At 74.5% G+C, this 22,999-nt stretch carries 18 protein-coding genes; 6 read left to right on the plus strand and 12 right to left on the minus strand.

Going from position 1 to position 22,999, the window contains the following annotated elements:
- Window positions 1–387 precede the first annotated feature (387 nt).
- Window positions 388–3,060, plus strand: a complete 2,673-nt coding sequence (locus tag FE634_RS11210; RefSeq protein ID WP_138875916.1) for a glycosyl hydrolase — start codon at window positions 388–390, stop codon at window positions 3,058–3,060.
- A gap of 7 nt (window positions 3,061–3,067) precedes the next feature.
- Here the strand turns inward: FE634_RS11210 and FE634_RS11215 are convergent, their stop codons facing one another.
- Complete coding sequence (locus tag FE634_RS11215) at window positions 3,068–3,940, minus strand: helix-turn-helix domain-containing protein (protein WP_138875917.1); 873 nt, start codon at window positions 3,938–3,940, stop codon at window positions 3,068–3,070.
- A gap of 101 nt (window positions 3,941–4,041) precedes the next feature.
- Here FE634_RS11215 and FE634_RS11220 point away from each other — a divergent pair, with 101 nt between their 5' ends.
- From FE634_RS11220 to FE634_RS11230, 3 genes are read left to right on the plus strand one after another with little or no spacing between them, the layout of a single operon-like run.
- Complete coding sequence (locus FE634_RS11220) at window positions 4,042–4,743, plus strand: SDR family NAD(P)-dependent oxidoreductase (RefSeq protein ID WP_148240600.1); 702 nt, start codon at window positions 4,042–4,044, stop codon at window positions 4,741–4,743.
- Between the two features lie 30 nt (window positions 4,744–4,773).
- Complete coding sequence (locus FE634_RS11225) at window positions 4,774–5,757, plus strand: glycoside hydrolase family 6 protein (protein WP_187366678.1); 984 nt, start codon at window positions 4,774–4,776, stop codon at window positions 5,755–5,757.
- A gap of 56 nt (window positions 5,758–5,813) precedes the next feature.
- Entirely contained in the window at window positions 5,814–6,743 is a 930-nt protein-coding gene (locus FE634_RS11230) for a response regulator transcription factor (protein WP_138875919.1), read from the plus strand.
- Window positions 6,744–6,768: 25 nt separating this feature from the next.
- Here FE634_RS11230 and FE634_RS11235 read toward each other — a convergent pair whose 3' ends face one another.
- The 9 genes from FE634_RS11235 to FE634_RS11275 form a co-directional block, all read right to left on the minus strand.
- The gene (locus FE634_RS11235) at window positions 6,769–7,485 is read right to left on the minus strand and encodes a hypothetical protein (RefSeq protein ID WP_137295569.1); all 717 of its coding nucleotides are present in this window, start codon (window positions 7,483–7,485) and stop codon (window positions 6,769–6,771) included.
- Window positions 7,482–8,972 carry a glycosyltransferase family 2 protein gene (locus tag FE634_RS11240; protein ID WP_246060963.1) on the minus strand — a complete coding sequence of 497 codons (1,491 nt, stop codon included), beginning with the start codon at window positions 8,970–8,972 and terminating at the stop codon, window positions 7,482–7,484. The genes FE634_RS11235 and FE634_RS11240 overlap by 4 nt, the downstream gene beginning before the upstream one ends.
- 70 nt (window positions 8,973–9,042) lie before the next feature.
- Window positions 9,043–10,305, minus strand: coding sequence for a carboxypeptidase-like regulatory domain-containing protein (locus FE634_RS11245; protein ID WP_138875921.1), 1,263 nt, complete (start codon window positions 10,303–10,305; stop codon window positions 9,043–9,045).
- A 418-nt stretch (window positions 10,306–10,723) separates the two neighbouring features.
- Window positions 10,724–11,512, minus strand: a complete 789-nt coding sequence (locus FE634_RS11250; RefSeq protein ID WP_138875922.1) for a TauD/TfdA dioxygenase family protein — start codon at window positions 11,510–11,512, stop codon at window positions 10,724–10,726.
- Window positions 11,509–12,546, minus strand: coding sequence for a D-alanine--D-alanine ligase family protein (locus FE634_RS11255; protein ID WP_138875923.1), 1,038 nt, complete (start codon window positions 12,544–12,546; stop codon window positions 11,509–11,511). The genes FE634_RS11250 and FE634_RS11255 overlap by 4 nt, the downstream gene beginning before the upstream one ends.
- Before the next feature lie 3 nt (window positions 12,547–12,549).
- On the minus strand, window positions 12,550–13,863 hold the full coding sequence (locus tag FE634_RS11260; protein ID WP_148240601.1) for an ATP-grasp domain-containing protein: 1,314 nt from the start codon (window positions 13,861–13,863) through the stop codon (window positions 12,550–12,552).
- The gene (locus FE634_RS11265) at window positions 13,860–14,666 is read right to left on the minus strand and encodes an O-methyltransferase (RefSeq protein ID WP_137295382.1); all 807 of its coding nucleotides are present in this window, start codon (window positions 14,664–14,666) and stop codon (window positions 13,860–13,862) included. The genes FE634_RS11260 and FE634_RS11265 overlap by 4 nt, the downstream gene beginning before the upstream one ends.
- Window positions 14,663–15,877: a sedoheptulose 7-phosphate cyclase gene (locus tag FE634_RS11270; RefSeq protein ID WP_138875924.1), complete on the minus strand. Its 1,215-nt coding sequence runs from the start codon at window positions 15,875–15,877 to the stop codon at window positions 14,663–14,665. Before FE634_RS11270 ends, FE634_RS11265 begins: the two co-directional genes overlap by 4 nt.
- The gene (locus tag FE634_RS11275) at window positions 15,874–16,524 is read right to left on the minus strand and encodes an HAD-IA family hydrolase (protein WP_137295384.1); all 651 of its coding nucleotides are present in this window, start codon (window positions 16,522–16,524) and stop codon (window positions 15,874–15,876) included. The genes FE634_RS11270 and FE634_RS11275 overlap by 4 nt, the downstream gene beginning before the upstream one ends.
- Before the next feature lie 219 nt (window positions 16,525–16,743).
- On the opposite strand from FE634_RS11275, the gene FE634_RS11280 reads away from it, so the two are divergent.
- On the plus strand, window positions 16,744–18,045 hold the full coding sequence (locus FE634_RS11280; RefSeq protein ID WP_222847570.1) for an FAD-dependent oxidoreductase: 1,302 nt from the start codon (window positions 16,744–16,746) through the stop codon (window positions 18,043–18,045).
- Here FE634_RS11280 and FE634_RS11285 read toward each other — a convergent pair.
- Window positions 18,005–18,436, minus strand: a complete 432-nt coding sequence (locus FE634_RS11285; protein ID WP_138875926.1) for a VOC family protein — start codon at window positions 18,434–18,436, stop codon at window positions 18,005–18,007. The genes FE634_RS11280 and FE634_RS11285 overlap by 41 nt on opposite strands.
- Window positions 18,437–18,539: 103 nt before the next feature.
- Between FE634_RS11285 and FE634_RS11290 the strand changes: the two genes are divergently transcribed.
- The gene (locus tag FE634_RS11290) at window positions 18,540–19,529 is read left to right on the plus strand and encodes a helix-turn-helix transcriptional regulator (protein WP_138875927.1); all 990 of its coding nucleotides are present in this window, start codon (window positions 18,540–18,542) and stop codon (window positions 19,527–19,529) included.
- Between the two features lie 42 nt (window positions 19,530–19,571).
- Here FE634_RS11290 and FE634_RS11295 read toward each other — a convergent pair whose 3' ends face one another.
- Window positions 19,572–22,988, minus strand: coding sequence for an error-prone DNA polymerase (locus tag FE634_RS11295; protein WP_148240602.1), 3,417 nt, complete (start codon window positions 22,986–22,988; stop codon window positions 19,572–19,574).
- Window positions 22,989–22,999: the final 11 nt, after the last annotated feature.

The following is a 22,999-nucleotide window of genomic DNA, read 5'->3' on the forward strand; positions in this document are numbered from 1 at the left end:
GAGGTGACCGGGCGCGGCGCGGGGGCCATCCAGCCACCCACCTCACCGCTGACCCGTCGCTCATCAGCGACGGGTCGACGTCCGATGTGCGCTGACCCGTCAGTGATCATCGACGGGTCAGCGTCCATACCCCGCTGACCCGTCAGTGATCAGCGACGGGTCACCGTCCAATGTGCGCTGACCCGTCAGTGATCAGCGACGGGTCGACGTCCAATGTGCGCTGACCCGTCAGTGATCAGCGACGGGTCAGCGAGGTCATCGGTGGGACGGCGTTGTGTCGCACCTCACAGCGGCGCTACGCTCCGGCTACTTCTGGCGGGCGCTGGGCTGAAGTCGCTCGGCGCCCGCCGGAAGGTCCAGCCCGGACCCCGGCGAGGAGCGACAGCCATGACCGACCCTCGACGACGTCGTCGGGCCCTGGTGGCCCTGGCGGCCGCGCTCGTCCTCGCCGGCGCCCCCGCCACCGGGACGGCGACCGCCGCGCCGGGGCCCACGCCGGCGCCCACACCGGGGCCCACGCCGACGGCCCCGCGCGCACCCTCGGCGGCCGCCGACGTCCTGCCCGAGTTCCCCACCCGGGTCCCGGTGCCACCGCGGGTCGCGCCGGGGGTGATGCCCCCGACCAACTCGTGGATCAGCGGCGCGGTGTACGCCCGCCCGGAGGCCGACGCCCCCGACCCGCCCACCTGGGTCGGGGGCGGGCTCGCCTTCCGCTCGCACGACGACGGCTTCGGCGTCGCCCTGCCCGTCGTCCGCGGCTTCGGCGACTACGCGCTGCTGCAGTCGTGGGAGGACGCCCAGGCCCTCCGGCTGACCCCGCCGGGCGCCACCACCTACCGGCTCACGCGGTGGGACGACCTCTCCGCCGACCTCACCTGGTACGCCGGCACGACCGAGCTCGGCACGCTGCGGGCGGTCGAGGGCTGGCCGTACGTGATGTACACGGCCGCGTCCGACCAGTCGGTCGGCGTGAACCGGGCCCTGACCACGACCGGACGCCGCCACACCTGGCAGGCGGGCACCGGCCAGGTCCTCGACGTCGTCACGACCGGCACCGTCGGCGGCGGCGGGATCGCGCTCGACGCCGGCGAGACCGTCCACGTCTTCGGCACCCCTCAGGGGGCGACCGCGGCCGACGTCACCGCCCTGGTCGACGGCGCGGTGCCCGTGCTGGGCACCCGCACCGAGCACGACGTGAGCGGCGGCCGGGCCCGCGCCACCTTCGTGCTGCAGACCGGCGGCCGACCCACCGTCCTGACCCAGATGCCGCACCAGGACTACGGCCGGCCCACGCTGACCGGACGGTGGGAGAACGCCACCGGCTGGGCGCACGGCGCGGTCGGCACGTCGTTCACGACCACCGTCAAGGCCTGGGACGTCGCCAGCCGGCTCGACCTGTCCACGCTGGACGACGCCCAGCTCGCCCTGCTGCGCGACCAGGTGCGCGCCGACGTCGACGGCGTGCTCGAGTTCCCCGCCGACACCTACTTCGGCGGCAAGGCGCTCTACCGCGCGGCCAACCTGTACCTGCTGGCCGGCCAGCTCGGCCTGCCCGACGAGGCGGCGCGCACCAAGGCCGCGATGACCGCCGAGCTCGACGTGTGGCTCGACGCCGACCGCTGCGCCACGGAGCGCCGCGACCGCTGCTTCGGCTACGACGCCGTCACCGGCACCGTGGTGCCCGACGGCGACGCCTTCGGGGTGTCGTCGTCCCTCAACGACCACCACTTCCACTACGGCTACTTCCTCTACGCCGTCGGCGTCCTGGGGCGCGACGAGCCCGCCCTGGTCGAGCGCTACCGCGAGACCGCCGACGTCCTCGCGCAGGACGTCGCCGGCCTGGAGACGACCGGCTCGACGATCCAGCGCCGCGCCTTCGACGACTGGCGCGGTCACTCGTGGGCCAACGGCACCGGCGGCGGCATGGACGGCAACGACCAGGAGTCGACGTCCGAGGCGATGAACGCCTGGGCCGGGCTCGCGCTGTGGAGCGAGGTCAGCGGCGACCCGGTGCAGCAGGAGCACGCCCGGTGGATGCTGGCCTTCGAGGCGGCCACCGCCCGCGCCTACTGGTGGAACCCCTACCGCGCCAGCACCCTGCGCTCGCCGATCGTCTCGATGGTCTTCCAGGGCAAGTCGACCTACGAGACGTGGTTCTCCGCCGATGCCAGCGCGAAGACGGCGATCATCGTGATCCCGATGGGTCCCAGCCAGCTGGAGTTCCTCTCCAGCCTCGGCGAGGAGCGCATCCGCGAGGTCGCCGAGCCGCTGTTCGCGGGCGACTACGCGAACCGACCCCTCATCGACTGGAACGCCGCGCTGCTCGGCCTGGCCGACCCCGAGCGGGCGCTGGCCATCGCGCAGGGCCTGCCGCGCGTCGACAACGGCAACACGCGCAGCTACCTCTACGCCGTCATCATGGCCGGCGCGGCGGAGTCGCCCGTCGTCGCGCCCGTCGCCACCCGGCTGCGGCTGACCGCGCCGTCGGGCCCGGCCGACGACCCGGTGCTCCTCGACCTGGCCCTCGAGACCGACGAGGGTTCGCCGGTCCCCGGGGCGCGGCTGGTCGTCGAGCGGCAGCGCGCCGGGCGGTGGGAGGCCGCCGGCGCCGTCGTCACCGACGAGCGCGGCCGCGCCTCGACGCGGCTGGTCCGGGCGCGGACGGCGCGCGACAACGTCTTCCGCGCCCGCTGGGCCGGTGACCCGTCCTTCACCGCCAGCGCGAGCACCGCGGTCACCAGCACGCTCGTGCGCCGCCGGTCGGTGCTGACGGTGCGCGGCCCCGACCGCGCGCGGGCGGGGCGACGCGTCGTGCTGCAGGTCGGCTGGGCGACGACGTCCGGTGCGGCGGTCGACGGCGTCCTGCGGCTGCAGCGCTCGGTCGACGGGCGGACCTGGCGGCGGGTCGGCGCGGTCCGCACCGACCGGCGGGGCCGGGGCGCGGTCCGGGTCGTGGTGCCGCGCACCGGCGCGCGCTGGCGCGTGGTCGCGGTGAGCACCGACTGGACGTGGGGCGCCAGGAGCGCCGGCCACCGGGTCCGCGCGACGGCGTCCGGCTAGCCCGGGGTCATCGCGCGGGCGCGGGGGCGACGGCGTCCTGGACGCCGGCCACCAGCGCCAGCCGGAACCGGCTCTCGTCCTCGGTGCCGGGCGCGGCGGTCATCACGACGATCTTGAGGTCGGCCTCGCCGTCGGTCAGGGTGTCGCAGTCGACGGCGACCGGGCCGACGGCCGGGTGGTGGACCACCTTGCGGTCCTCTCGGTGGGCGCTGACCGTGCCGGCGGCCCACAGCTCGGCGAAGCGCTCGTTGCCGGCCAGCAGGCTCGCGACCAGGGCGGCCAGCCGCGGGTCGTCGGGGAAGCGTCCGGTGGCGCGGCGCAGGTCCGAGGCGACCGCCGCCTCGGTGTGGGCCTGGTCCTGCACCACCACGGGCCACTGCGCGACGGCCGCGCCGTCCGCCGCGACGGGGAAGACGCAGCGGGCGAAGTTGCGCACGGGCACCGGCACCGCCGACGGGTCGCCGAGCAGCGCGGCCCAGCCCCGGTTCCACCAGACCAGCTGCCAGTCGGCGGCGAACACGGCGACCGCGGCCTCCCCGAGGCGCGACAGCAGGCGGTGCACCCCCGGCGAGACGTGCTCGGAGACCCGGCCGCTGGTCGGGGGCGCGAGCGAGGCCAGACGGAACAGGTGGTCGCGCTCGGCGGTGCTCAGCTGCAGCGCCCGCGCCAGCGCGGCGACGACCTGGGCCGAGGGCGTCGTGGCGCGTCCTTGCTCGAGGCGCACGACGTAGTCGACCGAGACGCCGGCCAGCTCGGCCAGCTCCTCGCGCCGCAGTCCCGAGGTGCGCCGGCCGTGACGTGCGGGCAGCCCCGCCGCGGACGGCGCGAGCCGGTCGCGCCACGCACGGATGGTCGAGCCGAGGTCCGTCGTGGTCGTCACCGCACCATCATCCCCCGGGAGCGGGTCGCGGTGGTGGTACCGCGACTCCTACCGTCGCCGCGTCCCTGGTGCGCCCGCCACGTCCCCCGCAGGCTCGAGCCATGACCACCACCTTCATCACCGGGGCCAACAAGGGCCTCGGCCTCGAGACCGCCCGCCGACTCGTCGAGCTCGGCCACACCGTCGTCCTCGGCGCCCGCGACCCGCTGCGCGGGGCCACCGCCGCCGCCGACCTCGGCGTCCGCTTCGTCCGGATCGACGTCACCGACGACGACTCCGTGCGCGCGGCCGCCGAGGACGTCGAGCGGCACGAGGGCCACGTCGACGTGCTCGTCAACAACGCCGGCGTCGCCGGGACGCACGGCGTCGACCCTGCCGACCTGACCGGGGCCGACGTCCTCGACGTGCTCGACGTCAACGTCGCCGGCGTCGTCCGGACCACCACCGCCTTCCTGCCGCTCCTGCGGCGGTCCGCGGACCCCGTCATCGTCAACGTCAGCAGCGGCATGGGCTCCCTCGAGCACACCCACGACCCGTCGCGCCCCGAGTCGCAGGTCGTCGCGCCGGCCTACACCGCCTCCAAGGCGGCGCTGACCATGCTGACCACGCAGTACGCCCGGGCGTTCCCCGACATCCGCGTCAACGCCGCCGACCCCGGCTACACCGCCACGGACCTCAACGCGCACACCGGTCCGCAGACGGTCCGCGAGGGCACCGACGCCGTCGTGGGGCTCGCGACCGAGGGGCCCGGCCACGGCTCCGGACGGTTCGTGGACCGCCACGTGGAGACCACCTGGTCCTGACCCGGCGGCGCGATCGGGCAGACTGGGCCGGTGCTCCCTCCCCGGTCCCGCGCGGCCGTCCCCCTCGCCCTGGCCGCCCTGGTGCTGGGCGCGGTCACCGGCTGCGGTGACGACGCCGACGCCGACACCGACGGCAACCTGCTGCGCGAGCGGCCGCAGACCGCGGTGGCCAACCCGCGCCTGGAGGCGGCGGCCAAGCAGGCCACCTCCGACGGGGACACCGAGCGGGCCGCCGTCCTGCAGCGGCTGTCCGACGTCCCGACCGGCATCTGGCTGACGCCGGAGCGCTACCCGCTCGGGTCCGTCGGTGGCTACGTCTCCTCGGTCCTCGCCGCCGGCACCGACACCGTGCCCGTCTTCGTGCTCTACGGGATCCCGGACCGTGACTGCACCGGACAGCTGTCGGCCGGCGGGCTGCCGGTCGAGGAGTACCTGCCCTGGGTCGACGAGATCGCGACGGCGGCCGGGCCGGGGACCGTCGCGGTGCTCGAGCCGGACGCCCTCGCGGGGTCGGTGAGCTGCGAGGGGGTCGAGTCCCGGGTCGGCCTGCTCCGCGACGCCGTCCGCGCCCTCGACGACGCCGGGGTGGCCACCTACGTCGACGCCGGGCACTCCGACTGGGTCCCGGCCGAGGAGATGGCCTCCCTGCTCGAGGAGGTCGACGTCGCCCGGGCGCGCGGTTTCGCCACCAACGTCGCCAACTACCAGCCGCTGCAGAGCGAGCGCCGCTACGCCGAGCAGGTCAGCGAGCTGCTCGGCGGCGCCCACTACGTCGTCGACACGGGCCGCTCCGGCGCCGCCAGCGCCACCGGCCGCGCCGTCGAGGACTGGTGCAACCCGCCCAACCAGGCCCTCGGCGACGAGCCCGGCTACGTCGACGACGACACCGCGCTCGACGCCCTGCTGTGGGTGAAGCCCCCGGCCGAGAGCGACGGCACCTGCCACGGCGGGCCCCCGGCCGGCGAGGTGTGGATCGACCGGGCCGTCGCGCTCGCCGAGGCCGCCGGCTGGTGATCCCGAAGTTCGGGGATGCGCCGAGGCGGGGCCGCCCACGTTGTTAGCATGCCCGTGTGCCAGCCAGCCGCAACGCAGTGATCGTCGAGGACGACCCCGACACCCGTGACCTCATCCAGCTGATCCTCACCCAGTCAGGCTTCACCACGGTGCTGGCCGACGACAGCGACAGCGCCATCGAGGCCATCCGGGAGCACGAACCGCTGCTGATGACGCTCGACATCAACATCCCCGGCATCGACGGGTTCGCGGTCGCCAAGCGGGTGCGCGAGTTCAGCCAGACCTACATGATCATCATCACCTCGCTGACCGAGGAGATCGACATCGTGCGCGGCTTCGAGGCCGGCGCCGACGACTACCTGGTCAAGCCGTTCCGCCCGCGCGAGCTGCGGGCCCGCGCCGACGCGATGCTGCGCCGCGTCGCGTTCGCCGCGGAGTCCGAGCGCGAGTCCCCGGACGCGTCCGGGCCCGCCCCGGCCACGGCCCAGCCGGAGTCGTGGGCGGCCCAGGCGGCCCGCGAGCTGCGCGACCACCTCGCCGTCGGGATCGAGGGCGTCGTCGAGCGGCCACGCCACGCGGCCGAGGCGCCCGCGCCGACCCGGGACTCCGCCACGACGCCCCCGGCCCAGCCGACGCCGGCCGCCGAGCCCGCCCCGAGCGACCAGGTGCTGCGCTTCGGCGCCCTGACCTTCGACCCCGCGGGCGGCGGCGCCGGCCTCGGCGGACGCCGCCTCGACCTCACCGCCGCGGAGGCCGAGATCCTGCACTCGCTGATGCGGACCGGTCGACGGGTCCGCAGCAAGGCCGACCTCGTCCTGACCCTCCGGGGACAGCAGTACGTCACCTCGCACTTCGTCAACGAGGCCGACAAGCGCGCCGTCGACGGCCACGTGGCCGGCCTGCGTCGCAAGCTGGGCGACGACGAGTCCCGCTTCATCGAGACCGTGCGCGGGGTGGGCTACCGGATGGCGACCGAGCCGGGCTGAGCCGGCCCGGCCGCCACGGCGGCACTCAGCTGGCGTTCTCGGGGATCTCGGTGGCCACGGTCGGGTCCTCGGAGGCGAAGATCGCGATCGGCACGACCTGCTCGACCGTGCGCTCGAGGTACTTGCCCGACCCCGCTCGTGTCTCGATGTGCACCACGGCCCGGAACGTCAGCTCGACGCCGCGGGTGTCGCTGCTCATCGACCCGATCTCCTGGTTGCGGAGCTCGAGCGCGCCCTTGGGCGAGGTGATCAGCATCCCGTAGCGGCTGCGGGCCGGCTCGGGGTCGAAGGTCACCTCCGCCGCCTCGGCGTCGAGCGAGTAGGGCCGCTCGGTGGCCCCGCCGTCGGCGGTGACGGTGGCCGAGGTGACCTCGATGGTGTCGAGGTACATCAGCCTCTTCGAGTCGAAGGACGCGCGCAGCGGCTGGGAGAGGTCGTAGCCCTGGAAGGTGAAGGTGAAGAACTTCGAGCCCTCGGGGTACCACTCGTTGGTGCGCGGGGTGGCCTTGGTCGGGTAGAGCGTGAGCACGAGGTCGATGCCACGGGCCCCGCGCACCGACGAGTGCGACTGGAAGGTGCCGCTCGAGGTGAACTCGGAGTCGATCGTGAGGTCGGGCGCGGCCGAGGACGTGCCGGCCGGCGTCCCGGACGGCGCTGCCTCGTCGCTGCCGACCAGGTCGCAGGCGGTGAGGGCGAGCGCCAGGGTCGCCACCGCGGCGCCACGGGCCAGACGGGCCCTCATGCCTTGAACCCGCGGTGCGGCTTCATGATCTTCACGAACATCCACGCAGTCTGTAGGAGGGTGACGACGCCCAGGACCGGCCAGCCGACCGACAGCACGTCGGAGCGGAACGAGACCGACAGCTGCGACCACCAGACGCCGCACAGGACGAGGAAGAGCAGCAGGGCGACGTAGGGGTAGAGGTAGGCCGTGCCCTTGCCGCGCTCGGCCTTGGCCTGGGCCGCCCAGTTGTCGGTCTGCTGGTGGCTGAAGAACTTCAGCCACGCGCGGACGAAGTGCCCCATCCGGATCCACATGTAGACCTCGGCGGGCGCGAGCAGGACGGCGAACAGGTAGTCACGGCGGTTGGCGAAGGCCATCGAGTGCGCGACCTTCGCGTTGAGCGCGATGGCCGCGACGGGCGGCAGCGCCCACCAGAGCTGGAAGACGAACGCATCGATCGTCAGCGAGCCCAGGAGCAGCAGGAGGAAGCCCAGCCGGGTCACGATGTTGACGACCATCGAGAGGTGCTCGAACCACCGCAGCCGCAGGTTGGGGTGCAGCGGTTGGCCGCGCGTGTCGCCGCGCTGCCCCGGCCACATCAGGTCGATGGCGCCGAAGTTCCACTTGACCTGCTGGGCGTCGAGCCCGCGCAGGGTGGTCATCCCGCCGACGTGGGCCCGGGCGCGGGCGCTGATCTTGGTGAGGTAGCCCGTGCTCTTGATCTGCAGCGACAGCAGCGAGTCCTCCACCTCGCTGTCGTTGACCCACGGGGTGCGCTGGTGGCTGTCCTTGAGCACCCCGCGCAGGGCGCGGGTCGAGAAGATCGAGAACTGCCCGCCGAGCACGGCCATGTTGCGGCCCTTCAACAGGTTCTGCATGTTGAAGGCCGAGAACTGGGCCCGCTGGCCGGCGATGAGGAACTTGGCCATCGGTCCGTCGAGCGCGCTGTCGTCGATGGAGTAGATCGCCGAGATGCCGCCGATGCGGTCGTCGCTGGTGATCTCCTCGACGAGGTGCTCGACCGCGTCGGGCTCGGGCGTGGTGTCGCCGTCGACCCCGAGCAGGAAGTCCATGTGCTCGACCAGCGCGTAGCCGTAGTTGAGCGCGCCGACCTTCTTGTCGGGGTTCTTGCCGATGTCGTGGACGTAGATGATCGTCCGCTGCAGGCCGGAGGCCGTCTCCCGCTCGTGCGGGCCGGCGTAGTGGCTGGCCACCTCGACGGAGTCGTCGGTGGTGTTGTTGATGATGACGTGGATGACGTCGGGCAGCCGCGTCTGCATCAGGAGCGAGTCGAGCACCCCCGCGATGGTCTCGGCCTCGTTGTAGGCCGGGATGACGCAGCCCACGGTCGCCCGCTGCTCGGGGATCGAGGAGACCTCGTCGAGGTACTGGTCGGCGTAGGCCGAGAGGTCGGGATCGGGCCGACGTACGTACTCCGTGGCTGCGGGAGGGGCCGCAGCGTCTACGCGCGCGACAGGGCGCGCCTCATCGTGGGGGGTGGACACCGCACCAGTCTGCGGCATGGCGGGCCCGGTTGTCGGCTTTCGCCGCAACATGATCGGGCTCACACCCGCGTCAGCGACCCGCGCGGGCCAGGACGGGCGCCGGGGCGGGGGTGTGGCACTGCTCGCCGTCCTGCTCGGAGTCGGGCAGGTGCGGCAGCCCCAGCGTCCCCACGGCGGTGGCCCGTCCGGTGGTCAGGCCCACGCCCGAGATCCTGCGGGAGGTGTACTTGCAGTAGCTCACGCCGGCGCCGAGGTAGGACGAGTACGGTCCCGGCCCCACGACCACGCTGACGCCGCTCTGGGTCAGCAGCTGACCGGTGAGCACGAAGCCGCCACTGGTCGTCGACGTCGTGCGGGCCAGCTCGGCGCCCGAGGCGTTCAGCAGCCGGACGCTCGCGCCGGCCAGGGGGTTGCCCGGCCGGTTGGCGTCGACCACCCGGCCCGTGACCGAGGCGCCGCGCTTGGTCAGCCGCGCCGAGCCGAACGCCGTCCGGCCGCTCCTGACCTTCGCGCTCGGGCGCACGGTCGCGCCGAGCCAGGCGCCGGTGCCCGGCACCTGGAGCGAGTAGCGCCCCGGGTGGAGCCCGGCGAAGGTGACGGTGCCCTTGGTCGACTTCGCCGTCCAGAACTGGCCGGTGGTGCGGCTGACGGCCGTGACGTAGGCGGTGCCCGGGTAGCGCTGGTCGCCGGCGTAGAGGTCGACCAGCAGCGAGCCGGCCCGTCGCTTCAGGGCGATGTCGACCTTGGTGAACGCCGAGCCGCGCACCCCGCGCAGGTAGGTGCTGCGACCGACGAAGCGCTCGCGCCGGTCGTAGGTGAAGACCGAGTAGTTGCCCGGCGGGAGCCCGCCGAGGGCGTAGCTGCCCTGCTTGTCGGCGATGACCTCGAAGGACTGCTGGTCGGTGTTGGCGGCCACGATCCGCGCTCCGCCGCCGGGCTTGCCGCCGGCCCGTACGGTCCCGCCGATCGCCGCCCCCCGCCGCATCCGGATCGTCTTCACCGTCGTGCTGCCCGCCCGGACGGTGACCGAGACGGTGGTCGGCCGGTTCTTCGTGACGTCGTAGTTCGGCTTCTGGTCGACGAACTGGAGGTAGTAGCGCCCGGCCGGGAGCGTCAGGGAGTACCCACCCGTCGCCCGCCGCGCGCCGAGGTAGGTCCAGTCGGAGGCGAACCAGAGCACCTTGACCTTCGGCGCCGGCCCGGGACCGGCCTGCAGGATCTCGCCGCGCACCCGCCCGCTGGCGGGCGCGGCCGAGCTCGACGAGGCCGGGGTCACCAGCAGGGTGGCCACCACGACCACCACCGACACCACCGCGGACAGGAGACGGGTCATCCGAGAAGTCCTCACCCGACGATGATGCGTCATCGCCGCCACGACCGCTCCAGAACGCCGCAATCGGGCCGTCGCTGTGGCGCAACCGACACCGGCCGCGAGGACGTCGCCGGGCGAGGCGTCGAGGGGTCGTGTGGGCCCGAGCAGGGCCGCCGACCCGGACGGGTCCAGCAGTCCTGCTCGAGCCCTGCCAGCATCCCCACGGTGCGCGGCCGACCTCGGGTGGCGCCTCACGGGGACTCAGGTCCACAGGGACCGGTGCCCACGCTAGGCGGCGAGCTCCGCCCGGACCATGCCTGCGGGGCCCTCTCACCCCTACGAGGAGGAGTGGATCGATCCAACCGGTGGAACCGCCTCCGGACGACCCCCGGACACCGGTCCGGCGAGGCCCGCGAGAGGTCCCGGGTGGGACGTGGGGCTAGTGCTCGGGGTCCCCGTAGCCGCCGACCATCGCCCGGTGCATGACCCGGTCACCCACGACACCGGCGTGGTCGGCGCGGTGCAGCACGCACCCGTTGTCCCAGACGACCAGGTCGTCGGGTGCCCAGGCGTGGGCGTAGGTGTTGTCGGCGCGCGTCGAGTGCTCGTACAGCGCCGCGACCAGCGCGTCGGCCTCGTCCTGCTCCAGCCCGCTGACCGCCGCGCACCGCGCCGGCGTCGTCAGGTAGAGCGACTCGCGGCCGGTGACGGGGTGCGGGCGCAGGATCGGGTGGTCGGCCTCGGTCTCGCCGGCCTCGGGGTCGACCCCGGTGACCACGTGGGTGATGGTGCGGCCCGCCACCCGGCGTCGGAGCTCCTCGGGCAGGGTCTCGGCGGCCCGGTACTGGTTGGTGAACTGCGTCGCGCCGCCGCGGGCGGGCACCGTCACGGCCCGCAGCGCGGTGTAGGCCGGGGGCGAGCTGACGTAGCTGGTGTCGACGTGGAACGAGCTCCGCGGCGGGGTGTCGGTGCCCCAGCGGCCGACGTTGCTGATGACGTTGAGGTCGGGGAAGCCGTCGAGCGGAGCCTCGCCGGCGGTGAAGCTCAGCGGTCCGAACCCGCGCAGGAACGCCAGGAAGGCCGGGTCGTCGAGCACCTGGCCCGGGAGCACGGCGACGCCGTGCTCGGCGAGCAGCCCGCGGAGGGCGGGGACGAGGGCAGTCGGGTCGTCGGCCACCTGCACACCGGACAGGCGGACCCCCACGGGGTCGAGGACGTCGGTCTTCACGAGATCACCTCAGGGAGGTCGGGGGCGGCGAGGGCCCGGGTCAGGGAGGAGCGGAGCAGGTCGGCCAGCGCGATGCCGGCCGCCTCGGCCATCACCACGACCACGGAGGTCGGGGCGAAGGAGCAGTAGAGGGAGGCCTCGAGGAAGAAGGGCGTCCCGTGCGGGTCGACGCGGAAGTCGAACAGCCCGTGGTGGCGGCACCCGAGCGCCTCGTAGGCGAGCAGCGCGGCCTGCTGCACGGGGGCGGTGACCGGGTCGGCGAGGTCGACGACCCAGGCGTGGGCGGCGTCCTTGGCGACCAGGCCGAGCTCGCCGGCGTCGTCGCGGCGCAGCTTGTCGGCGTGGTCGCGCACCGGCTTGGTGGCGGTGTCGACGGCGTACTCCTCCAGCGGGAGACAGACCGGGCCGGCCCCCAGGTCGACGACGCCGCAGCGGACCTCGCGGCCGAGCTCGACGTAGGTCTCGACCAGGGCCCGGTCGCTGTGCTGGCACGCCTCGCGGACGGCGGCGGCGTACTCCCCCGGCGCGCGGACGAGGGTGACGCCGAGGGAGTTGTCGGCGTCGGCCGGCTTGACGACCACCGGCAGCGCGAGCCGCAGCGGGTCCCCGGGGCGGACCACCTGGGCGTCGGGGACGGCCACCCCCCGGGCGGCCACGACGGCCGAGGCGTGGGGCTTGTCGGCCCCGAGGGCCATCACCGACGGCGGGTTGCCGACGTAGGGGATGCCGACCAGGTCGAGCAGCCCGCGGTAGGTCGTCATCCCCGGCCGGCAGAACATCTGGGGCAGTGCGACGTCCGGGGCGAGGGCGGCCAGCCGCGCGACCGCGTCGGCCAGCGGCACCGGCTCGGCGGCGGCGAGCGCGGCGTCGTCGAGCCCGTCGGGGAAGCGCCACCAGCCGCCCGGCGCGACGTGGGCGACGACGTGCTCGTCGGGCCCGCCGGCGGCCGCGTCGAGGCAGCCCCGGGCGTAGAGCCGCGAGACGTCGTCGAGCAGCGGGTCGACGGCCGAGCCGGCCAGGTGCAGGATCCGCATCGTCTAGTCCCCCGCCGGCTCGACGAGCTTGCCGATGTTGACGTCGATCTTGAGCCACGGCCGGCCCGCGCGCAGGTTCTGCAGCAGCAGCGAGGGCAGGTGCAGGTGGTGCAGCGCCAGGAACGGCCACGGGTCGTGCCCGTCCAGCACGGCGTCGGTGCCGCGGCGGATCGTCCGCAGCCGCGTCCGGGCCGTGGCCGGGTGCCGCACCGCCTGCCACAGCTCGTGGTGCACCCAGTACGTCGGCCGGGTGCCGGCCGCGGGTTCGACGGGGTCGGCGTCGTCGTCGAGGTAGGCGGCGGCGACGTCGGGGCGCCCGGCCAGCAGGGTGATCGCGGAGTGCGTGCGCGGGTTGCACTCGATCGCGCGCACGGTGCCGCCTGCGTCCTCCATGAAGTCGAAGGAGACCTGGCCGGTGAGCCGGTGGGCCGCGACGAACCGCTCGACCCAGGCCCGGATCGCGGGGTGCTCGACCTGCTCGTAGGTCAGCTGCCACGCCGAGGAGCGGCAGCACGCCCAGACCAGCAGCCGACCGTCCCGGGCCGTGCCGTGCGTGCACCACTCGGTGCCGGTGAGCAGCTCCTGGAGGATCCACGGCTGGTCGGGCGAGATCGGCAGGTCGCGCACGAACGCGGCGGTCGCGGCCGGCGTCGGCCGCGGCAGCGGGGTCAGGTCGAGGCGGCGCACGGGGTCGTAGGGGATCGACTTCAGCACCCACGGCCCCGGGTGGGCGGCGAAGTCGAAGTCGAGCACCTGCTGGGGGTCGGTGATCCGGTGGGTGGCCGGGACCGCGAGCCCGACCTCGGCCGCCATCTCGGCGAAGGCGTGCTTGTCGTCGACACGGCGCAGGGTCCCGGTGTCGAGGTGCACGACCTCGCAGCGGCCGGCGAGCAGCTCGGCGGCCTGGGCCTCGGGCAGGCTCGAGGCCGGGCTCGACACCGGCACCCAGACGTCGACGCCCTCCTCCTCGACGACGCGCAGCAGCGCCGCGGCGTAGTCGGGCGACGTCGGGTCGGGCACGACGTGGAAGGCGTCCACGGCGTTCGAGAACCGGTGACCGGTGAGCCGGTAGCGCGCGGTCTCCACGAGCACGACCCGGTGGCCCGCGGCGTGGAACAGCCGCGCCAGCACCAGCGCCTTGGTCATCTTCGCCCCGCTGACCAGCACCGTGCGACCTCCGCCACCCGCGGTCGCGGCGGCCTGCGGCCGCGGGCCGCGGCGCAGCACCGCGGCCGCGACCAGCAGCAGGTTCAGGGGCAGGGTCGCCTCGAGGGCGGCGATCGCCGCCACCGACCTCGCCCGTGCCGCCAGGCTCATGCCACGCGCCTGACCAGGGTGACGCCGTCGCGCAGCGGCACCAGCACCTGCTCGACCCGCTCGTCGGCGACCAGGCGCGCGTTGAACTCCGCGATCGCCGCGCCGTTGCCGGTGCGCTCCTCGGGCAGCCACGGCTGGCCCTGCATCAGCGTGTTGTCGACGACGACCAGCCCGCCCTCCGCGAGCAGCCCGAGGTCGAGCAGCGCGTCGAGGTAGCCGGCGTAGCCGGCCTTGTCGGCGTCGACGAAGACCAGGTCGAACCGCTCCCCCGCCCCGGCCAGGTCGCGCAGGGTCGAGGCGGCCTCGCCCACCCGCACGTCGACGAGCGCACCGGCGCTCGTCGGGGCGAGGGCGGCACGGGCGACGGCGGCGGCGTGCTCGTCGACCTCGCACGCCACCAGCCGGCCGCCGGGCGGCAGGGCCTCGGCCATGGCGAGGGCCGAGTAGCCGGTGAACATGCCGATCTCGAGGACCTGGCGCGCCCGGGTGGCCGCGACCAGCATCCGCAGGAAGGCTCCCTCGACGTGGCCCGACAGCATCTCCTGCTCGAGCCCTGTCCCCCCGGCGTCCCACGCCTCGCTGCGGGTGCGGGCCTCGAGCGCCACGAGGTCGCCCGAGGCCGGCGTCGTGCACCGGGCCACGTAGTCGTCGAGCCCGGCCACCAGGCCGTGGGCGCGCGCCAGGTCGCGGCGCACGTCGTCGGGCAGGTCGCCGGCCCGCCCGACGAGCGAGGCCAGCAGGTCGGCGGCGATCCCGACCGGCGTGACCGGCCGGGCGACGGCCGGGCCCGTCGGGACGCTCACGACTCGGGAGCGGTGTACTGGTCGACGCCCTCGCCACCGCGGGGGTAGGTCGCGCAGACGGCCTTGTGCACCGCGAGGATCTGCTGCAGCTCGGGGATCGTCAGGTCGTTGACGAAGCGGCAGGTGCCGATCGGGTCCGGCACGGCGGCGCGCAGCAGCCCGTTGCGCGTCTGCATGATCGACGGCGTCGCCCGCTCGATCAGGTCGGCGGTGAAGTACGGGCTGTCGATGGCCAGGCCGACGGCGCTGAACAGGCCGAGGACCCGGTCACGCTCGGCGGTGGTGATGTGGCCGCGCTGCTCGGCGATCGTCGCCGAGTAGGCCATGTCGACGCTGATGGCGTGACCGTGGAACAGCGGCGGCTCGGGCGTCAGCTCGAGCGTCGGGCTCCAGGTGTGGCCGTAGGCGATGACCCGGTCGAGGTCGAGCTCGTGGAGGTTGGGCACCTCGAGCTCGAGCATCGTGTGGATGGCGTCGTAGGTGATCCTGTCGGCCACCTCGCGCAGGTGCTCGGAGCCCTCGGCGTGCCCGAACGCGCTGTGCAGCAGGTCGTCGGCGTACTTCTCGAGCGACTCGAAGATGCCCAGGTGGGAGACCGTGGCGATCTTGATGATCTCCGCGATCCCGTTGCGCACCTGGTCGACCGGCAGGGTGCGCAGCAGCGAGAAGTCCAGGAAGACCTGCTTGGAGGCGTGGTAGGCCCCGAGCCGGTTCTTGTGCTTGCCGTGGTTGGCGCCGACCTTGATCGACACGCTGGCGTCGATCAGGCCGATCAGCGTCGTCGGGATGCGGACGTAGTCGGTGCTGCGCTTGTAGGAGGCGCAGGCGAAGCCGGCCACGTCGGTGGTCAGGCCGCCGCCGACGACAAGCACGCGCTCCTTGCGGTTGAGGCCGAAGTCGGCGAACGCGTCGACGATGCCCTCCAGGGTGCGCAGCGACTTGGCGGTCTCCGCGATCCGTACGGGGACGACGGTGAGGTCGATGCCGTGCGCGGCGAAGTAGGCGTGCGCGGCGTCGCCGTGCAGGCGCAGCACGTTCTCGTCGACGACCATGAGCACGCGCCCCTGCTCGCGGAACGAGTCGGCGAGGTCGGTGTTCTCGACGTCGAAGACGCCCGCGACGTACTCGAGCGTGTAATCGATCTTCTCGTAGGCCTCGACCCGGAACGTCGTCCCGGTCGCCGTCAGGCGTGCCGTGGGTGCGCCGCTCACGAGCGCAGGTCCGCGAGGTCGAGAGCCTCCACCCGGCGGGTGGACCCGAAGTCGTGGGTGACGGTGTTGCCGTTCGGGAACGCGACGACCGCGACGCCGGCCGCCTGCGCCGACGCGACCCCGCCGAGGTTGTCCTCGATCGCGACCGCGTCGCCGGCGTCCGCGCCGAGCTGCGCCAGCGCGTAGGAGTAGGCCTCGGCGTCCGGCTTGCGGGCGCCCACCTTCGACACGTCCACGACGACGTCGAACTCGTCGAAGGCCACGCTGTCGGCCAGGGCGGTGCCCAGGGCGGCCAGGTTGTCGGCCGACGTCGTGGTCACCAGGCCGACCTGGAACCCCTGCTCGCGCGCCGCGCGGATGGTCTCCACGACGCCCTCGCGGGGCGCGATCTCGGTCGCGGCGAGCGTCTCCTGGTAGATCCGGGACTTGGTGGCGTGCACGGCGTCGGCGTCGACGTCCTCGCCGCGCTCCTCGGCGTAGGCCGCGACGCGGTCGCGGCCGCCGCTGGAGGCCAGCAGGCCGGCGTACTCCTCCCGGTCCCACTGCCAGTCGATGCCGTGCTCGGCGAACGCGCGGTTGAACGCGTCGCGCTGGATCTCGGAGGTGTCGGCCAGGGTGCTGATGGAGCCGAAGAGGATCGCGGTCATGGGTCGTCCGTTCCGCGCGTGGTCGCGCCGGTGTCGAGGGTTCGGAGAGGTGACCGGGCGTGCAGACTCGCCCTGGTCGCCGCCGGGATGGCTGAGGTCATCCGGCGTGCAGACGACGGTGCCAGGGCGGGACGGTCGACACCCCACCCCTCGGTGGCGCGATCGGGGTGGCGCGATCGGGGTGAGACGGGCCGCGCGGGCCGGTGCCACACTTCCGGGGTGGACCAGGAGACGGACGTCGTCGTCGTCGGTGCCGGCCTGGCCGGGCTGCGGTGTGCCCTCGAGCTGGAGCGGGCCGGGCTCGACGTGGTGGTCCTCGAGGCCGCCGACGCGGTGGGCGGCCGGATCCGGACCGAGGAGGTCGACGGCTTCCTGCTCGACCGGGGCTTCCAGCTGCTCAACCCCGCCTACCCCGAGCTCGAGGGCGTCGTCGACGTCCCCGCCCTGGGGCTGCAGCCGTTCGGGGCCGGTGTGGTGGCCCTGACCGACGGGGCGAAGCACCTGCGCCTGGGCCACCCCCTCCACGCCCCCCGCCTGCTGGGGTCGACCCTCCTGGCCGGCGGACGGCGTCCGGGCGAGCTCGCGGCGATGCTGCGGTGGGCGCGCCCCCTCTCCACCCCGCGGCGCCACCGTCGCCTGGCCGACGTCCTGGCGGCCCGCCCGGCCCGGACCCGGCGCGAGGCGCTCGACCGGGTCGGTGCGGACGGCGTCCTGCGGCGCGTCGTCGAGCGGTTCCTGGCCGGCGTCCTGCTCGAGGACGACGGGTCGACCGCCGACGACTACGCCCAGCTGCTGCTGTGGATGTTCGTCCGGGCGACGCCCGGCCTGCCGCGCGCGGGCATGGCCGCGCTGCCCCACCAGCTCGCGGCCCGGCTGACCCGGCCCGTCCACCTCGACACCGCGGCGGAGGTGGTCTCCGGCAGGCGGGTGCGCGCGGCCGGCACGACGTACGCCGCCCGGGCGGTGGTGGTGGCCACCGGCGCGCCGGACGCCGCCACGCTGCTCCGCACCGAGGTCCCCGGCACGAGGGGGGTCAGCACCGCCTGGTGGTCCGCGCCGGAGCCGCCGCCCACCCACGCCCTGCTGCACGTCGACGCCCGCACCGAGCCGGGTGGACCGGTGGTCAACTGCGCCGTCGTGTCCGACGCCGCACCCAGCTACGCGCCGCCCGGCGCCCACCTGGTGCAGGCCTCGGCGCTGCTGGCCCCCGGCCGGGCCGCCCCCGAGGCCGAGCTGCGGCGTCACGCGGGCGAGATCCTCGGCACCGACCCCTCCGGCTGGGAGCTGCTGCGCCGCCACGACGTCGTCCACGCCCTGCCGGCGCAGCCGGCCCCGTTCTCGGCCCGCCGCCCCGTCGACCTCGGCGCCGGGCACTTCGTCTGCGGCGACCACCGCGACACCGCCTCCATCCAGGGCGCCCTCGTCAGTGGCCGCCGCGCGGCCGCGGCGGTCGTGGACTCGCTCGGGCCGACGCCGGGCCTCAGCCCTGGTAGGGCGCCAGGACGTCGAGCACCCAGGTGACGCCGAACCGGTCGGTCACCATGCCGTACAGGGCGGCCCACCCGGCCGGGCCGAGCGGCACCACGACGGTGGCGCCGGCGTCGTCGGCGCACAGCCGCTCCCAGTAGCCGGTGAGCTCGTCGGCGTCGGTGCCGCGGACCGAGACGAAGTACGGCGCGACGCCGGGCTCCCACGCCCGCGCTGCGGGGACGTCGTGGGCCATCACGTGGAACCCGGCCTCGGAGACGACCTGGCCCCACACGACCTGGTCGGCCTCGGCCTCGTCGGTCACGCTGCCGGCGTCGCGGAAGGTGAAGGCGCTGAGCTCGCCCCCGAAGACCGAGCGGTAGTGCTCGAGCGCCTCCCGGGCGGTTCCGCGCAGGTTGACGTGGGTGACGGTCTGGATGGTCATGGGTGCTCCTCGTGAGGTGGCGGCGGTCCCGGTGACCGCCTGCGAGAAGGTTCTCCCGGGTGTAGGACAGGTTGTGTCCGCTACTTCGGGCAGGATGGAGGTCGTGCCCACCACGTCGTCGCGACTCCTCACGCTCCTGTCGCTGCTCCAGACGCGCCGCGACTGGTCGGGCGACCTGCTGGCCGACCGGCTCGACGTCAGCACCCGGACCGTGCGGCGCGACGTCGACCGGCTGCGCGAGCTCGGCTACCGGATCGCGACGACCAAGGGCCCGGACGGCGGCTACCGGCTGGCCGCCGGCGCCGACCTGCCGCCGCTGCTGCTCGACGACGACCAGGCGGTCGCCGTCGGCGTCGCCCTGCGGATCGCCGCGACCGGCGGCGCCGGGCTGGGCAACAACGTGGCCGAGGGTGCGCTGCGCGCCCTGACGACGGTCCGGCAGGTCATGCCCGCGCGGCTGCGCCGCCGCCTCGACACCCTGCCGGTCACGGTCGTGGAGCCCCCGGGCGGCCCGCGGAGCGACGTCGACAGCGCCGTGCTGCTCGCGCTCGGAGCCGCGGTGCACGCCCGCGAGGTGCTCCGCCTGGACTACGCCTCGGACGCAACCGGGGGTGGCGCCGCACCGCGTCGCGTCGAGCCGCACCACCTCGTCACCTGGCGCGGCCGGTGGTACCTCGTCGCCTGGGACCTCGACCGCGAGGACTGGCGCACCCTGCGCGCCGACCGGGTGGCGCCGCGGGTGCCCACCGGTCCCCGCTTCGCCGAGCGGGAGCTGCCCGGCGGGGACGTCGCGACGTTCGTCACCGGCCGGTTCCGGGGCGCGGAGGGCTCGACCGGCTGGCCGTGCGAGGGCGAGGTCGTCCTCGACCTCCCCGTCGCCGCGGTCGAGCCGTACGTCGGCGACGGCGTCGTCGAGGCCGTCGGCGACGCCCGCACCCGGCTCGTCGAGGGCGCGTGGTCGTGGCCGGCGCTGGCGGCCGCGCTGTGTCGCTTCGACGCCGAGCTGGAGGTCGTCGGACCCCCCGAGCTGGCCGCCGCGTTCGGCCTGCTGGCCGGTCGCTGCGCCCGCGCCGGCGGGGCCGGCCGGGGGTGACGACGCCGCGCTCCCCGTCGGGCGGGCACCCGCCCGGCGGGGTCAGCGGAAGTCGCGCGAGGACTGCCGGGCCTGCAGCACCGCGCCGGCCCCCGGGACGACGTCGTCGAGGGAGGAGACCCGGTCGGCGATCAGGTTGGTGACCCCCTCGGACCGCTCCAGGGTGCCCCGGACCACCACGGCGACCCGGTTGCGCGCGGCCTGCCGGTGCACCTTCATCACCCCGATCGAGCAGACGACGTTGAGCATCCCGGTCTCGTCCTCGAGGTTGAGGAACGTCACGCCCATCGCGGTGCCCGGCCGCTGCCGGTGCGTGACCAGACCGGCCACGTGGACCCGGCGGTGCGACTCGGTGGTCTCGAGGTCGGCGACCGAGCGGATGCCGGCGCGGCGGATCTCCTCGCGCAGGTGCTCCAGCGGGTGCCGCTCGGGGGAGATCTTGGTGGCCCACAGGTCGGCCAGGGTCAGGTCGACCTCGCTCATCCCGGGCAGGGTCGGCGCCGTCGGCGCGGGCGTGGTGCCGGCGATCTGGTCGCCGCGCTCGGCGAACCCGGCCGCCCACAACGCCTGGCGCCGGTCGAGGCCGAAGGAGTCGAAGGCCCCCGCGGTGGCCAGCGCCTCGAGCTGGGACGAGGTGAGGTCGGCGCGCCGCGACAGGTCGGTGACGTCGGCGAACGGCGCCTCGTCCCGCGCCGCGACGATCCGGACGGCGACGTCGGCACCGATGCCGCGCACCGCGTCGAGCCCCAGCCGTACCGCCCACCGGCCGTCGCGGCGGTGCACCGCCGTCGGGTCGGGGGTGCCCGGCCGCCACTCGGTGCGCTCGAAGCGCGGCCGCAGGCAGGCCTCGTGACCGGTCGCGCCCAGCCCCTCGGGTGCGCCGGCCCGTCGTCCCGGCGACGCCGGCTCCAGGCCGGCCTGCGCCGCCGACACCTGGACGTCGGGGCGGCGCACCTCGACGCCGTGCCGGCGGGCGTCGCCGACCAGCGACTGCGGCGAGTAGAACCCCATCGGCTGGTTGCGCAGCAGCCCGGCCAGGAAGGCCGCCGGGTAGTGCAGCTTGAACCACGAGCTGGCGTAGACGAGCAGCGCGAACGAGAGCGCGTGCGACTCCGCGAACCCGAAGTTCGCGAACGACAGGATCTTGACGTAGATCGCGTCGGCCTTCTCCCCCACCAGCCCGCGCCGGGCCATCCCGGCGTACAGCTTCTCCTTGATCGACTCGATCCGCTCGACCCCGCGCTTGGAGCCCATCGCGCGGCGCAGCAGGTCGGCGTCGTCGCGGGTGCAGTCGCCGAGCGCGACCGCCATCGCCATCAGCTGCTCCTGGAACAGCGGGACGCCGCGGGTCCGCTCCAGCACCGGCACCAGGTCGGGGTGGTCGTAGGTGACCTCCTCCTTGCCGGTCGCGCGGCGCACGTAGGGGTGCACGGCGCCGCCCTGGATCGGGCCCGGCCGGATCAGCGCGATCTCGATCGCCAGGTCGTAGAACTCCCGCGGCTGCAGCCGCGGCAGGGTGCCGATCTGGGCGCGGCTCTCGACCTGGAAGACGCCGATCGAGTCGGCCCGGCAGAGCATGTCGTAGACGGCCGGCTCCTCCTTCGGCATCGTCGCCAGCGTCCACGGCTCCCCCAGGTGCTCGGCGGTCATCCGCATCATGTGGTCGAGGGCGCCGAGCATCCCGAGGCCGAGCAGGTCGAACTTGACCAGCCCCATCGACTCGCAGGCGTCCTTGTCCCACTGCAGCACCGTGCGTCGGTCCATCCGGGCCCGCTCGATCGGGCAGACCTCGCCGATCGGCCGCTCGGTGAGCACCATCCCGCCGGAGTGGATGCCCAGGTGCCGCGGCGCCCCCATCAGCTCCTCGGCCAGCGCCACCACCGGCGCGGGGACGTCGTGGGCGGTCGGGTCGCCCTGGTCGCCGGCGACCACCGACTTCCAGCCGTCGATCTGCTTCGACCACGCGTCCTGCTGGCCCTGGGAGTGACCGAGGGCCTTGGCGGCGTCGCGCACCGCCATCCGCGGCCGGTAGCCGATCACGTTGGCGACCTGCGCGGCGTTGCGCCGGCCGTAGGTGTCGTAGACCCACTGGATGACCTCCTCGCGGCGGTCGGAGTCGAAGTCGACGTCGATGTCGGGCTCCTCGTCGCGGTGCGCGGAGATGAACCGCTCGAACGGCAGCCGGTAGAAGACCGCGTCGACGGCGGTGATGCCCAGCGCGTAGCAGACCGCCGAGCTGGCCGCCGAGCCCCGACCCTGGCAGAGGATGCCGCGACCGCGGGCGAAGTCGACGATGTCGTGGACGATGACGAAGTAGCCGGCGAAGTCCTTCTCGGCGATCACCCGCAGCTCGTGCTCGATGCGCTCGCGGGCGACCTGCTCCTGCGGGGTGCCGGCGTAGCGCTCGGCGAAGCCCTGCATCGTCTTCTCGCGCAGCCAGGAGTCGGCGGTGTGGCCGGCGGGGATGCGGTGCTTGGGCAGCGACGGCGAGGCCTTGCGCAGGTCGAAGGCCAGCTCGTCGGCCAGGGCCACGCTCCGCTCGACCGCACCCGGGTACGGTGCCAGCGCGGCCGCCATCTCGGCACCGCTGCGCAGGTGCGCGGACGCCGACAGGTCGAGCCAGCCGTCGAGCTCGGCCAGGCTGCGCCGGGCCCGGACGGCGGCCATCGCCGAGGCCAGCCGGTGCCGGGCCGGGGTCGCGTGGTGCACGTTGCCGGCCGCGACGACGTCGAGCCCGTGGGTGCGCGCCAGGCCGGCCAGCGCGGCGTTGGTGTCGTCGGCGCCGGGGTGCGGCGACAGCTCGACGAGCACGTGCTCGATCCCGAACAGCGACGTCAGCCCGTCGAGCTCCTCGGACGCCGCCCGCGGGCCGCCGGACGCCAGCGCGGTGCGCACCGCCCCCTTGCGGCACCCGGTGAGCACCGTCCAGTGCCCGCGCCCGGCGGCACCGAGCGCGCCGAGGTCGTAGACCGGGCGCCCCTTCTCGTCGCCGGCCAGGTGCGCGTCGGTGAGCGCCGAGGCCAGCCGGTGGTAGCCCGTGACGCCGCGCGCCAGCACCAGCAGGTGCGACCCCTCGGGGTCGGGGACGCCGTTCTGCGGGCCGCTCAGGCCCAGCGACAGCTCGGCGCCGTAGACCGTCAGCAGGTCGTGCTCCGCGGCCGCCTCGGCCAGCATCGGCGCGCCGTAGAACCCGTCGTGGTCGGTGACGGCGATCGCGTGCAGCCCCAGTCGCACCGCCTCCTCGACGAGCTCGGTCGGGGAGGAGGCGCCGTCGAGGAAGCTGTAGTGGCTGTGGCAGTGCAGCTCGGCGTACGGCGTGGCCCCGGTCGGCCGCTCGATCGCGCGACCGCTCCCGCGGGCGTGCTTGCGCCGCGAGATCGGGGCGTCGTCGGCGCCCGGGCGACCGCTGAGCCGTCGCTCGAGCTCGGCCCAGTGCATGGACGGGTTGTTCCAGCTCACCGGTCACCGCC

The organism is Nocardioides sp. S-1144, from assembly GCF_005954645.2.
GTDB classification, from domain to species: Bacteria; Actinomycetota; Actinomycetes; order Propionibacteriales; family Nocardioidaceae; genus Nocardioides; species Nocardioides dongxiaopingii.

Bases quoted from the DNA above. Each gene is read 5' to 3' on its own strand.
- FE634_RS11210 (WP_138875916.1), top strand. From the start codon at position 388: ATGACCGACCCTCGACGACGTCGTCGGGCCCTGGTGGCCCTGGCGGCC.
- FE634_RS11260 (WP_148240601.1), bottom strand. From the start codon at position 13,863: ATGAGCCTGGCGGCACGGGCGAGGTCGGTGGCGGCGATCGCCGCCCTC.
- FE634_RS11245 (WP_138875921.1), bottom strand. From the start codon at position 10,305: ATGACCCGTCTCCTGTCCGCGGTGGTGTCGGTGGTGGTCGTGGTGGCC.
- FE634_RS11275 (WP_137295384.1), bottom strand. From the start codon at position 16,524: ATGACCGCGATCCTCTTCGGCTCCATCAGCACCCTGGCCGACACCTCC.
- FE634_RS11220 (WP_148240600.1), top strand. From the start codon at position 4,042: ATGACCACCACCTTCATCACCGGGGCCAACAAGGGCCTCGGCCTCGAG.
- FE634_RS11235 (WP_137295569.1), bottom strand. From the start codon at position 7,485: ATGAGGGCCCGTCTGGCCCGTGGCGCCGCGGTGGCGACCCTGGCGCTC.
- FE634_RS11285 (WP_138875926.1), bottom strand. From the start codon at position 18,436: ATGACCATCCAGACCGTCACCCACGTCAACCTGCGCGGAACCGCCCGG.
- FE634_RS11255 (WP_138875923.1), bottom strand. From the start codon at position 12,546: ATGCGGATCCTGCACCTGGCCGGCTCGGCCGTCGACCCGCTGCTCGAC.